Source organism: Brevundimonas sp. (assembly GCF_018608325.1).
Classification (GTDB): domain Bacteria; phylum Pseudomonadota; class Alphaproteobacteria; order Caulobacterales; family Caulobacteraceae; genus Brevundimonas.
On sequence record NZ_JABAZW010000128.1, the window covers coordinates 1 to 12348 of the forward strand.

A 12348-nucleotide genomic window follows, 5' to 3' on the forward strand; every position below is an offset into this window, starting at 1 on the left:
CGTCCCGTCCCCCTCGGGCTTGTCCCGAGGGCCTATGATCGATCCTTTCAAACATCCCAAAGGGCGTCTGCGCCTTATCCAGCAAACGAACAGCCGATGGATGGGCCCTCGGGACAAGCCCGAGGGTGACGATGGGATGAGAATTCAGCCTAGCGCCGCGACGCCGTGGAGCGATCCCGTGCGGCGGTGAACTCGGCGTCAGGGTTCCATTCCGGCCAGACGTTGGAATCCGCCAGATCACGGCCGACAGCATAGATCAGGGCCACATCGGCAGCCGCCGCATCCATGCGCCATGTCTGATCCCACTCGTCCGTCGGCTGGTGATAGCGGTTCTGGACATAGTCGCGGCTGGCGGCGCTGGCGCCGGTGAAGCCTGCGGCGGGGAACAGGGCCGGCACGCCCTCCAGCGCCAGCGGGAAGTGATCCGAGCGATAGAAGGCTCCGGCCTGGGGCGCCGGATCGGCGATAAGGGTGCGGCCCTGTTCGGTGGCGCGCCGGGCCAGATAGGCGTCCAGCTGGTTCTTGCCCTTGCCGATCACCACGATGTTCGGGTCGATTTCGGTCCCCGGCAGCAGGCTGTCGACGTTGATGTTGGCCACGGTCGTCTCCAGCGGCCAGACCGGATTGGCGGCGTAGTAGGTCGAGCCCAGCAGACCCGCCTCTTCACCCGTCCATGAGGCGAAGACGATCGACCGTTTCGGGCGCGGCCCCTCGGCAAAGGCGTGGGCCAGCTCCAGCAGGGCGGCTACGCCGGTCGCATTGTCGACCGCCGCATTATAGATCTTGTCGCCCGCCGCATTGGGCGTGCCGACGCCGTAACCGTCCCAGTGGGCGCCATACATGACCGTTTCGTTCGGGCGTTCCGAACCAGGGATGCGGGCCAGCACATTGCGGCTTTCGACCCGGTCGGCGATCTGGCCGAAATCGACGCTGAGCGTGGCGTTCGGCAGGACGATGGGACGGAAGTCAGCGCGGCGCGCGCTGGTCTTCAGGGCGGCGAAATCCAGACCGGCGGCGCGGAAGATTTCCTCGGCCTTGGCGCGCTGGATCCAGCCCTGGAAGGGCGCGCGGTCCGCGTTCGGATTGGCGCGAACGATGTCGAACTTGGGCGCGGCGGACGAGTTCTGCAGCACCGACCACCCGTAACCCGCGCCTGCCGTCTCATGGATGACCAACACGCCCGCCGCACCGCGACGGCCCGCCTCCTGGAACTTGTAGGTCCAGCGGCCATAGAAGGTCATGGCCTGACCGTCGAACTTGTTGGCAACCGGCTCGCCCGCCTCGGCCTCGAAATCCGGGTCGTTGACCAGGACCAGTATGACCTTGCCGCGCACGTCCACGTCCTTGAAGTCATCCCACTGACGCTCGGGCGCATCGGCGCCATAGCCGACGAAGACGATGGGCGCGTCGGTGACGGTGATGTGATCCACCGGGCGGTCGCTGGACACCAGCACGTCCGGTCCGCGCGCCAGCGACAGGCTGTGGCCGCCGACCCTGGCCGTCACCGTCGCCGGACCGTTTTGGCGGGTGCGCGACAACAGGGCTCTCTGGAAATAGGAGCCGTTCGGGCCGCCGCCCTCTGCGCCCGCCGCGCGGAACTGTTCGGCCAGCCAGGCAACGGTCTTTTCTTCGCCTGCCGAGACGGGACCGCGCCCTTCGAACTCATCGGAAGCCAGAACCCGCACCGCCTCGTTCATGCGCTCGGCGCTAATCGCGGGCGCCTGATCCTGCGCATTGGCTGCGGTGGCGGCGAGCAGGGCCAGAACGGCGGCGGTGGTCAGGGTCTTCATGCGGCTTGCCTCCGAAACTAAGCTGCTTTTCTTGGGCCGATCAGGTGGGCCTGTCGAGCCAGTCCTTCACCCCTTGTGCCGCCACGACGCCGGAGGCGAAACTGGCCTGAAGCAGATAGCCGCCCGTCGGCGCCTCCCAGTCCAGCATCTCGCCCGCGACGAAGACGCCGGGCCGCGCCGTCAGCATGAGTTGCGCGTCCAGGGCGTCGAACTTCACTCCGCCCGCCGCTGATATGGCCCGCTCCAGCCCCTGCACGCCGGCCAGGGTCACAGTCGTCGACTTGATCCGCGCGGCCAGCTCATCAGGCGCAGTCGGCAAGGGTCCGGCCTCGCGCAGCAGGGCCGCACCGACCGCGTCCAGCCCCACAGTTTTGCGCAGATGGTTCGACAGGCTGGCCTTGCCACGCGGACGGGCCAGACGCGCGGCCAGATCATCCGCCGACAGATCAGGCTTCAGGTCGATGGCCAGCGTCGCCTGACCGTCCCGCTCCACCGCGTCGCGCAAGTCCGCCGACAGGGCGTAGATCGCCCCGCCTTCGATCCCATAGGCGGCGATCATGGCCTCGCCCCGCACGGTGCGCCCCTGATGCGTCAGAGCGATCCCCTTCAGAGGCCGTCCGGCGAAACCGTCGCGGAATATATCTGACCAGACCACATCAAAACCGACATTGGCGGGCCGGAAGGGATGCACCGGCGTCTCCAGCCATGCAGTCCAGGCCGCGTCCGATCCCAGACGCGGCCAGCTGGCGCCGCCCAGCGCCAGAACCACGGCGGCGGGCGTCTCGAGCTGCTCGCCCTCCGGCGTTTCGAACCGCAGGGCCTGACCGGACCAGCCGGTCCAGCGCGACCGCAGGCGGATTTCAACGCCCAGCGCATTCAAACGCGCCAACCACGCCCGCAACAGGGGCGAGGCCTTCATCGCCTTGGGAAACACGCGTCCGCTGGACCCCACGAAGGTCGGCTGACCCAGCTCTTCCGCCCAGTCGGTCAGGCCGGACGGCGAGAAGGCCTCCAGCCACCCAGCGACGCGGTCCCTAGCGGGGCCGTATCGGCCAAGAAAAGGCGTCAGCGCCTCCGAATGGGTCAGGTTCAGCCCACCCCGGCCCGCCATCAGGAACTTGCGTCCGACCGAGGGCATCCGTTCGTGCACGACCACACTCAGGCCAGACTGGGCCAGACGTTCAGCCGCCATCAGACCGGCCGGTCCGGCGCCGATCACATGCACCTGTTTTTTCGCGGATTGCGTCATCGCCCCGCTTTGCCCGTTCGCGCCCTTCCTGACCATAGGGCTGGCTATAGGGTCGGGCGCCGTTATGCTCCGTGCCATGAGCGTCGCCTTCACCCGAGAAGAAGATCTGGAAGCCACCGCCGCCGACCTGGCGGACCGCCCGATCTCGCCCCATCCCAATCTGGTCACGCCTGAAGGTCTGGCCCTGATCGAGGCTGAACTTGCCGCCGCCCGCGCCGCCTATACGGCGGCTCAGGTCAAGGGCTCGATCGAGAGCGACCGCACGGCCATGGCGCGTGCCACCCGCGACCTGCGCTACTGGGGCGCTCGCCGCGCCTCGGCCCAGTTGGTCGAGCCGGGCGAGGATGACGGCGTCCTGCGCTTCGGCGGCTCTGTCTCAATCGAACGCGAGGACGGTCGCACCCAGACCTGGCGCATTGTCGGTGAGGACGAGGCCGACCCGGCCAAGGGCTCGGTCAGCCATGTTTCCCCCCTGGCCCGCGCCGTCATGGGCAGGCGGGTCGGGGATGAAACCATGGTGGCGGGTCAGTCGGTGGAGATCATCGCCGTCAGCTGACGGGCAAGATCAGTCTTCGGTCTCAGGCGCGTCGCCCAGCATTTCGCGCACCATGTCCAGGATCAGCTTCTGTTTGCGGGCCGGCAGGCGGCGCACCAGATTGTCGATCTCGATGGAGTGTTTGGTCGCTGACCGCTCATGGTCGAACCCAGGCGTCTCCTCTTCACCAAAGCCCGGTTGGGCGACGATGAAGCCTTCGAAGAAGAAGGGGATGTCCACCTTCATGAAGTCGGCGATTTCGAAAAGCTTGGAGGCCGAGACGCGGTTCGTGCCCTTTTCGTACTTCTGCACCTGTTGGAAGCTGACCCCGACCGCCTTGGCCAGCGCCGTCTGGGTCAGGCCCAGGCCGAGGCGTTTCTCCTGAACGCGGCGACCGACATGGCGGTCTACGGGATGCGGATCCTCTTCCTTGATGCGCGCCAAGACTTCCCCCCCGTTCAGTTCAACTCGCGATTCGGCGCCACCCTAGTTCGCTGTCCAACCGGCCACAAGGACAGGAAAAGTGCGCACAAAAGGCCGATCAGCAGTGGCCAGTCGCCCAGACGACCATAGGCTGTGACCGCCGTCGGACGAGGCAAAGGCGCATCCACCACCCCAATTACACCAGACCACAATTTGTGGTTGCCAACGATCCGTCCCCAGGGGTCTATCATGGCCGAAACGCCCGTCGGCGTCGCTCGCGCGATGGGCAAACCCGTCTCGATGGCGCGATAGCTGGCCAGGTTCAGATGCTGTAACGGACCAGAGGTTGCACCAAACCAGGCGTCATTCGATGCATTCACAATCCACTCAGGCCGCCCCGCAGCGCCCGGCGTGAAGCCCGGATAGAGGCTTTCGTAGCAAATCAGGATCTGGGCGCGCGGTGCGCCGGGGATGGAGATCGGCTCCGGCTTCGGCCCCGCCGAGAAATCGCTGGGCATATGGACCAGGCTGCGCAGGCCGATTGAGGTCATGATCGACCCCAGCGGCAGATACTCTCCAAAGGGCACCAGACGGTGCTTGTCATAGACGGCGGCGATCCGCAGTCCGGCCTGACCTTCACCGGACAGGGCAAACAGGCTGTTGTAATAACGGGCGCCGTCGGGCGCCGTCGGGTCGATCTGTCCGCGCGCCAGGCCGACCAGCAGGGTCTGGCCGGGGCGTACGGCGTCTGCAATGGCGCGAGCGTCTTCTGATGCAAAGACGTCATTGGCCGAGGCGGGCAGCGATCCCTCAGGCCAGACGATGACATTGGGCGCGCGACCATCCGGGTTGGCGGTCGGCTGGGCCGTCAGCTGCACATAGCGGTCGACGATGGAGCGATAGGTCTCGGGCGACCATTTCGTCTCCTGTTTCACATCGGCCTGAACCAGACGCACGACCGTGTCCGTGAACTGCAGGTCCGACTGGGCCAGACGCACCGCGCCGAAGACGCCGACCGAAATCAGGACCAGAGCGCCGAGGCCTGCCGAAATCAGGCGGCTGCGCTTCAGACCCGGCCCGATCAGGGGCGCAAAGGCCGATGTGGCGGCGACGGTGATCAGGCTCAAGCCATAGACGCCGACGACCGATGCGAACTGGGACATGCCGCCGCCCGCCTTCCAGGTCGCGCCCGCCGGATTCCAAGGAAAACCGGTCAGCACATGGCCGCGCAGCCATTCGAAGATGCAGAATAGCGCAGCAAACAACAGCACCCGCACCGATCCGATGGGCGCAAACCGGCGGTAAAGCGCCGTCGCCGCTCCCCAGAACAGACCCAGTCCCGCAGGCAACAGGCTGGCCGCAAAGGGCGCCATCCAGGCCTGTTCAGGATTGACGAAAAAGGCCTCCGCCACCCACCAGCAGCCGATGAAGAAGTAGGCGAACCCGGCCAGCCACCCCATCCAGAAGGCGCCGCGCACCGTGTCGGACCGCTCCGACAGGGTCATCAGCAGCGGATAGCCCAACAGGCCGATCAGAACCCCGAACGGCGGATGCGCAAACGCTGTCCCCGCGCCCGCCAGCAGGGCCAGAAGGATGCGGATCAGACGCCAGGTCAGGGCGCGCCGTCGGTCCGGCAAGGCCCGGATGGGGGCGGCGAAACGGTCCAGAACGGCGTCGATCATCATGTCAGTCGGCGCTTTCAGCGTCTGCGGCATAGGGGTCGGCGACGCCGATCCCGGCCAGGATTTCGCGCTCCTCGGCCTCCATCTCCTCGGCCTCGGCGTCGTCCTCGTGGTCGCGGCCCAACAGGTGCAGCACGCCGTGGACGACCAGATGGCTGAGATGATCGCCCAGGGTCTTCTTCTGCGCCACAGCTTCGTCGGCGCAGACGCTGTAAGCCAGGACGATGTCGCCCAGATGCGGCGCTGCACTTTCGGGCGCCGGGAAGGACAGGACGTTGGTCGGCTTGTCCTTGTCGCGGAACCGGGCGTTCAGGTCGCGCACCGCCGCATTATCGGTCAGCAGGACGACGACATCGCCCTCGATCCTGCCCAGAGCCGCCGTCGCCGCTTGTTCAACCACCGCCTCAACGTCCGGCATGGCGGCGGTCCAGTCGTCCGCCTCGACTTCAATCTCAATCATGCCGGATCTTCGAGGTCTGGCGTCGGGCGACCCCCACCCTGGCGAGAATTGGCGGCGTCGGCGTCATAGGCGCGCACGATCCGCTCGACCATGGCGTGGCGCACCACGTCAGAGGCGTCGAACTTCAGCACCCCCACACCCTCGACCCCGTCCAGAATCCGCAGCGCATGGGCCAGGCCGGAATCGCGTGGGTTAAGCAGATCGATCTGCGACGGGTCGCCCGTGACCACCATCCGCGCGCCCTCACCCAGGCGGGTCAGCACCATCTTCATCTGCAGGCGCGAGGTGTTCTGCGCCTCGTCCACGATGACGAAGGCGTGGCTCAGCGTACGGCCTCGCATGAAGGCGATGGGGGCGGCTTCGATCTCGCCCTTGTCACGTCGGCGCTGCACGTCCTCTGCGCCCAGAATGTCGTTCAGGGCTTCCCAGATCGGGGCCAGATAGGGGTCAACCTTCTCGTTCAGATCGCCGGGCAAGAAGCCCAGCTTCTCGCCTGCCTCAACCGCCGGACGGGTGATGACCAGCCGGTCCACCTGTCCGCGCCTGAGCAGCGACGCGCCGTATGCCGCCGCCAGAAACGTCTTGCCGGTGCCCGCAGGTCCGACGCCGAAGGTCAGTTCACATCGGCCCAGCAGGTCCAGATAGGCGGCCTGAGCCTTGGTCTTGGGCACGATGGAACCGCGCTTTCCGCCCGGCAGCGACACGCCCGCCGCCAGACCCGGCGTGCCCTTGCCGCCCCGTGACTGCGCCAGCGCTGCGCGCACATCCGCCTCGGTGACTTCGGCGCCCATGGCCGCGCGCTTGGCCAGATCCTCGATCACCCGGCGGGCGTCAGACCGGTCGCGCGTGCCGCCATTGACGGAGACCCCGCCGCCCGGCGCCTCGACCAACACCTTGAAGGCGTCCTCGATCAGGGCGACGTGGCGGCTGTTCGGCCCGATGACCGCGCGCAGTTCAGCGTCATTCAGCGGTACGAACTCGGACTCTCTCGCCATCAAGCGGCCTTTTCTGATTGGGTCGGCGCAGCGTTCGGCTGCTGAAGCCCGTTGGGTGTGACAAGTCGGCCGTGCAGACTGTTCTGCTGGCCCAGGATGATCTCGACCGGAACGATCTGGCCGATCAGATGATCCGCTTCATCGACGTGGACCGATTGCAGATATGGGGATCGACCAATGGCCTGGCTACGGTGGGCGTGACGGCCCTTACGATCGAACAGGACGTTCAGGATCTTGCCGGCCTGCGCTTCATTAAAGGCGGTCTGCTGTTCGGTCAGCAGCGCGATCAGACGGTGCAGCCGCTCCCTGGCCACCTCCGGCTCGACCTGTTTACCCATGCCTGCGGCGGGCGTGCCGGGACGGGGCGAATACATGAAGGCGAAGGCCCCCGCGTAGTTCACGCGCCGCACCAGATCCAGCGTGTCCTCGAACTCCCTGTCCGTCTCGCCGGGGAAGCCGACGATGAAGTCGCCCGCCAGCGCCATATCGGGCCGCGCCTGACGGATGCGGTCGATCAGGTCGAAGTATTTCTGGCGCCCGTGTTTCCTGTTCATCAGCCGCAGGATGCGGTCCGATCCGGCCTGAACCGGCAGGTGCAGATAGGGCATCAGGGCGTCCAGATCGGCATGGGCGGCGATCAGGTCGTCGCTCATGTCATTGGGGTGGCTGGTCGTATAGCGAATGCGGTCCAGACCGGGGATTTCAGCCAGGGCATAGGCCAGCTCGGCCAGGGTCGCCGCCTTGCCGTCCGCCCGTTCGCCGTCATAGGCGTTGACGTTCTGGCCCAGCAGGGTGACCTCGCGCACGCCGCGATCCGCCAGTTGGCGCGCCTCTTCCAGAACCGAGACCAGAGGCCGCGACCATTCGGCGCCCCGCGTATAGGGCACGACGCAGAAGGTGCAGAACTTGTCGCAGCCTTCCTGCACGGTCAGGAAGGCGGTCGGTCCCTTGGTCCCACGCGCTGCAGGCAGGGAATCGAACTTGTCGTTGGGCGCAAAATCGGCGCCGATCCGTTCGCCCCGCGCCCGCGCCGTGCGGGTCAGAAGCTCGGGCAGCTGGTGATAGGCCTGCGGGCCGACGACGATGTCGACGGCGGGCTGACGCTTCATGATCTCTTCGCCCTCGGCCTGGGCGACGCAGCCGGCGACGGCGATGGTCATGTCCCCGCCCGTCTCGCGCTTGATGTCGCGCAGCTCGCGCATCTTGCCCAGCTCGGAATAGACCTTTTCCGCCGCCTTCTCGCGGATGTGGCAGGTGTTCAGGATGACGAAGTCGGCCTCGGCCACATCCTCCGTCGTCGCATAGCCCAGCGGGCGCAGGACATCGGCCATGCGCTCACTGTCATAGACATTCATCTGACAGCCATAGGTCTTGATGAACAGACGCTTGGTCGCGTCTGTCGCCTTGGCTGGCTTGGAAACCAGGGTATCGGTCATGGGCGGCTTATGATCGCCCGGACAGGCGACGACAAGACGGGGACGGAAACAGGCTCAGCCCGCGTCCACATCGGCCGGATCGACCCGCGCGGCATGGCGGGTGAAGATCAGGCCTTCACGGCTGGACGGCTCGGCGCCCTCGATCGGCACGCCGTAAAGCTCCAGCTTGTGGCCGATCAGCTGGAAGCCCAGACGTTCGGCGATCTCGGACTTCAGGCGCTCGATCTCGGCGTCGAAGAACTCGATCACTTCACCGGTCTTGGTGTCGATCAGGTGGTCGTGGTGGTCGTCGCCCGCTTCTTCATAGCGGCTGCGGCCGTCGCCGAAATCGTGCTTCTCGACCACGCCCGCCTCTTCGAACAGGCGTACGGTGCGATAGACGGTGGCGATGGAGATGTGCGGATCGATGGCCGAGGCGCGGCGGTACAGCTCCTCGACATCGGGGTGGTCATCGGCGTTCGACAGCACCCGGGCGATCACCCGGCGCTGTTCGGTCATGCGCATGCCGCGGTCGGCGCAAAGTTTTTCGATCCGGTCCATGGCCCTAGAATAGGCATTTGGAACGCATCAGGGAAGCGTGACCTTGCCCCTTTCGGCTTTCACGACGCCGAGAGGTCCAGACCCAGCACCAGGGCGTCGGTCCGCCCGCCGTCCGGCGCGGCGTAATAGGCCTTGCGACGCCCGATCTGCGCAAAGCCTGCCCGTTCATACAAGGCGCGGGCGGCGACATTATCCTCAGCCACTTCAAGGAACAGACGCACGGCTCCGGCCTGCGCCGCCCTGACCGCCCCCTGTCCGACCAGCCGCCCGCCCAGACCAATCCGGCGCGCAGAGGGGCGCACGGCCAGGGTCAGGATTTCCGCCTCGTCCAGCACCCCGCGAATCAGGATGAAGCCGTCCGCCTCCTCGACCGCGAAAACGCCCGCCTGTTGCAGCAGGTCGGCGAACTCCGCCTCGCTCCACGGCGCGGCGAAGGCTTCAGCGTGCAAGGCGGCCAGACGGGCGGGGTCGCTCATGTTGCGGTCGGGACGGCGGGCTGACGCGGCTGACCCGGCAGGCGGCTGGGCGGGGTGGCGTCGGGCGCGCGCAGATAGAGGGGTTTGGGCAGATGCGTCACTGGATCAGCCGCTGCTGTCAGCAAGGCCAATGCCTCTGGCGACGGGGCCACACGATCATCCAGTCGTCCGTATTTCAGGTCCGGGAAGGCTTCGGTCAGCACCACCGCCCCATTGCCGATCAGACGCACATCCGGGCCAAGCGCGGCGACCCGTTGCGCCGCATCTTCCAGCGTCAGGGCCTCGTCCGGGCCGGTGGCGACACCATCCACAAACAGCTTGGCGTAAACCTGCCCCCGCCGTGCATCGATCAAGGCGGCGACGGGCGATCCGTCCTCGGCCAGCGATCCCGCCAGCGCATCCAGCGCGGAAATGCCGACCACCGGCCGATCCAGTGCGGCGCCCAGTCCCTGCGCAAAGGCCAGTCCGACCCGCAGGCCAGTGAACGACCCCGGTCCGACCGTCACGCCTATCCGCTCCAGCGCATCGAAACCGCCGCCTGCTTCAGCGACCACATCGCGCACCACGCCGCCCAGCCGTTCCTGATGCCCCTTGGTCATGGGCAGGAATTGCGCCGCCAACGGCCGGGCGTCCTCGAACACCGCCGCCGTACAGGCGCCCAGCGCCGTATCAATAACCAGAAGTCTCATGCCGCGCCTTTTAGGCCGCGCGGGCCAGAACCTCCACCAACTGTGTCACGGCCCGTCGCACAGCGGCGTCTTCGATCCGCGCAAAGCCGTTCGCCAGCCTGCGCCCCTCCGGCGTCGCCGTCATGGCGCGAAACAGGATCAGTTCCTCGTTTTCCGCCGCATCAGCCTGTTGCGGGAACAGGGCCGCAATGGGCATCCCCAAGGCCTGGGCCAGACTGTGCAGGCGCGAGGCGGGGATGCGGTTCTGCCCGTTCTCGTATTTTTGGACCTGCTGGAAGCTGACGCCGACCTTCTGGCCCAGCACCGTCTGGGACAGGCCGAGCGCCATTCGCCGCGCGGCGATGCGCGCACCGACCGTGACATCCAATGGCGCCGCCGAACGCACGCCGCCGCGCGCCTTGTTGTTCTTCTTGTCCATAACGATAAGGTTTCATACCCCGCGCTGATATGCAACCTTTTCGTTTCACATCAGATGTCCAGCCGTGCCGTCACAGCCGACAGGCTGATGACCTCGCTGCGCAACAGGGTTTCAGCCTGGTCCAGCGCGCCTGAACCCAGCAGATGCAAGGTGTCGGCGTCGGCGTGGTCATACAGGCGCACGCGCAATCCTCCGTCGCGGGTCTCGATCACGCATCCCTGCCCACGGCGAGGCCAGACGCCGGGCTGGTATTCGACCACTACGCCCGAGGCCGCCCAGGGCGCCAGTTCATCACTGGAAAGCTGCAATCGCCGCGGCGCCGCGGCGGACAGACTTTTTGCAGGCGCAGGCTCGAAAACACGCGCCCGGCTTTCGACGCCGGACGATGCGGGATCAGAAGCAGGCGAGGCCGTCCGCGCCAGGATCAGGGCCAGATCTTCCGGCGTCGCCTCAAGGGCGGCGGTCAGGCGGCGTTGCACATCGGGACGAAACAGGCCCGGACGACGCCCGGATTCATACAGGCCCCAGCCCTGACTGGTCATGTCCAGACGCGCGCCCGCCTCGGCCTGCGACAGGCCGCGCTCACGTCTCAACGCACCAAGGGCCTCGGCCAAACGCAGGACTTCAGGATCAGGGACAAATCGCGCCATCAGAACACAGGATGCCTCTTCGACATCCATCTGGCGAGACTGAAATGTTTCATAGATGAAACCGTCTGATCAGACGGTCTGTTCAACCCGCGTCACTTCGGGGACATAGTGGCGCATCATCTGCTCCACGCCGGCTTTCAACGTCGCCGACGACGAGGGGCAGCCCGAACAGGCGCCGCGCATCCGCAGGTTCAGCACGCCGGTCTCCTCGTCGAACGAGTCGAACAGGATGTCGCCGCCGTCCTGGGCCACCGCCGGACGGATGCGGCTGTCCAGCAGCGCCTTGATCTCGGTGATGATTTCGCTGTCGCCCTCGGCATGGTCGTCGGCATCCGCCTCGACGCCCCGCGTCAGCGGCTGGCCCGAGACGAAATGGTCCATGATCACGCCCAGGATCGGCGCCTTCATCTCCGACCAGTCGGGACCGCGCTCGTGACGGGTCACCGACACATAATCCATGCCGAACAGGACGCCGTCGACGCCTTCCAGCTCGAACAGGGCCTCGGCCAGGGGCGAGGCGGTCGCCTCGTCGATGGTGCGGTATTCCAGCGTGGCGAGCGGCGAAACCTCGCGCCCGGGCAGGAACTTCAGCGCATTGGGATTGGGCGTGGGTTCGGTCTGGATGAACATGGGCGGGAGATGCGCTCGCTCCCGCCCCGTTTCAAGGTCTAAAGGCGGCTAGCGCTTTTTCAACCCGCCCAGGATGCCGCGCATCAGCTCGCGGGTCAGGGTCGTGCCCGCCGTGCGCAGCACCGAGGTGGTCAGGGCCTCCAGCGGCGTCTGGCGGGTCGAGGCGCGTTTCGCGGGCGTCGTCGCACGCGGTGCAGCCCTGGCCTGTTCGCGGGCCTGAACCTGAGCCGCCTTGGCGTCCAGCTTGGCCTGGGCCTCTGCCGCCTTGGCGGCGTCCGCCTGCGCCTTGGCCTGAGCGGCGGCCTGATCGGTGGCGGCATGGCGGGCGGCCAGGATTTCCTCGGCGGATTCACGGTTCACCGCGACATCATAGCG

The 12348-nt window shown here is 66.7% G+C and carries 15 protein-coding genes; 1 reads left to right on the forward strand and 14 read right to left on the reverse strand.

Annotation, left to right across the window (positions count from 1 at the left end; genetic code table 11):
• Nucleotides 1-149: 149 nt before the first annotated feature.
• Entirely contained in the window at nucleotides 150-1790 is a 1641-nt protein-coding gene (locus tag QZ281_RS12330; RefSeq protein WP_292228783.1) for a M28 family metallopeptidase, read from the reverse strand.
• 40 nt (nucleotides 1791-1830) lie between these two features.
• Nucleotides 1831-3039 carry a TIGR03862 family flavoprotein gene (locus QZ281_RS12335; protein ID WP_292228785.1) on the reverse strand — a complete coding sequence of 403 codons (1209 nt, stop codon included), beginning with the start codon at nucleotides 3037-3039 and terminating at the stop codon, nucleotides 1831-1833.
• A gap of 76 nt (nucleotides 3040-3115) precedes the next feature.
• Between QZ281_RS12335 and greA the strand changes: the two genes are divergently transcribed.
• The gene (gene greA / locus QZ281_RS12340; protein WP_292228787.1) at nucleotides 3116-3595 is read left to right on the forward strand and encodes a transcription elongation factor GreA; all 480 of its coding nucleotides are present in this window, start codon (nucleotides 3116-3118) and stop codon (nucleotides 3593-3595) included.
• Nucleotides 3596-3604: 9 nt separating this feature from the next.
• On the opposite strand, the gene QZ281_RS12345 is transcribed toward greA, so the two are convergent.
• The 12 genes from QZ281_RS12345 to QZ281_RS12400 all read right to left on the reverse strand — a co-directional run.
• Nucleotides 3605-4018 carry a helix-turn-helix domain-containing protein gene (locus QZ281_RS12345; RefSeq protein ID WP_292228789.1) on the reverse strand — a complete coding sequence of 138 codons (414 nt, stop codon included), beginning with the start codon at nucleotides 4016-4018 and terminating at the stop codon, nucleotides 3605-3607.
• A 14-nt stretch (nucleotides 4019-4032) separates the two neighbouring features.
• Nucleotides 4033-5682 (reverse strand): apolipoprotein N-acyltransferase, encoded by a 1650-nt coding sequence (lnt, locus tag QZ281_RS12350; RefSeq protein ID WP_292228791.1) that lies wholly within the window; start codon nucleotides 5680-5682, stop codon nucleotides 4033-4035.
• A 1-nt stretch (nucleotide 5683) separates the two neighbouring features.
• Nucleotides 5684-6139, reverse strand: a complete 456-nt coding sequence (gene ybeY / locus QZ281_RS12355; protein WP_292228792.1) for an rRNA maturation RNase YbeY — start codon at nucleotides 6137-6139, stop codon at nucleotides 5684-5686.
• The gene (locus tag QZ281_RS12360) at nucleotides 6136-7134 is read right to left on the reverse strand and encodes a PhoH family protein (protein WP_292228793.1); all 999 of its coding nucleotides are present in this window, start codon (nucleotides 7132-7134) and stop codon (nucleotides 6136-6138) included. Before QZ281_RS12360 ends, ybeY begins: the two co-directional genes overlap by 4 nt.
• Nucleotides 7134-8570, reverse strand: a complete 1437-nt coding sequence (miaB, locus tag QZ281_RS12365; RefSeq protein ID WP_292228795.1) for a tRNA (N6-isopentenyl adenosine(37)-C2)-methylthiotransferase MiaB — start codon at nucleotides 8568-8570, stop codon at nucleotides 7134-7136. Before miaB ends, QZ281_RS12360 begins: the two co-directional genes overlap by 1 nt.
• A 54-nt stretch (nucleotides 8571-8624) precedes the next feature.
• Nucleotides 8625-9110 carry a Fur family transcriptional regulator gene (locus tag QZ281_RS12370; RefSeq protein WP_292228798.1) on the reverse strand — a complete coding sequence of 162 codons (486 nt, stop codon included), beginning with the start codon at nucleotides 9108-9110 and terminating at the stop codon, nucleotides 8625-8627.
• 59 nt (nucleotides 9111-9169) lie between these two features.
• A complete protein-coding gene (gene rimI, locus QZ281_RS12375; protein ID WP_292228799.1) occupies nucleotides 9170-9586 on the reverse strand; it encodes a ribosomal protein S18-alanine N-acetyltransferase in 417 nt (138 codons plus the stop codon).
• Nucleotides 9583-10275, reverse strand: a complete 693-nt coding sequence (gene tsaB, locus QZ281_RS12380) for a tRNA (adenosine(37)-N6)-threonylcarbamoyltransferase complex dimerization subunit type 1 TsaB (protein ID WP_292228801.1) — start codon at nucleotides 10273-10275, stop codon at nucleotides 9583-9585. Before tsaB ends, rimI begins: the two co-directional genes overlap by 4 nt.
• Nucleotides 10276-10285: 10 nt before the next feature.
• Entirely contained in the window at nucleotides 10286-10693 is a 408-nt protein-coding gene (locus QZ281_RS12385) for a helix-turn-helix domain-containing protein (RefSeq protein WP_292228803.1), read from the reverse strand.
• 50 nt (nucleotides 10694-10743) lie between these two features.
• Nucleotides 10744-11343, reverse strand: a complete 600-nt coding sequence (locus QZ281_RS12390) for a helix-turn-helix transcriptional regulator (protein ID WP_292228805.1) — start codon at nucleotides 11341-11343, stop codon at nucleotides 10744-10746.
• Nucleotides 11344-11412: 69 nt separating this feature from the next.
• On the reverse strand, nucleotides 11413-11973 hold the full coding sequence (locus tag QZ281_RS12395) for a NifU family protein (protein WP_292228806.1): 561 nt from the start codon (nucleotides 11971-11973) through the stop codon (nucleotides 11413-11415).
• 48 nt (nucleotides 11974-12021) lie between these two features.
• The coding region (locus tag QZ281_RS12400) for a helicase HerA-like domain-containing protein (RefSeq protein WP_292228808.1) at nucleotides 12022-12348 on the reverse strand (327 nt) is incomplete at its 5' end.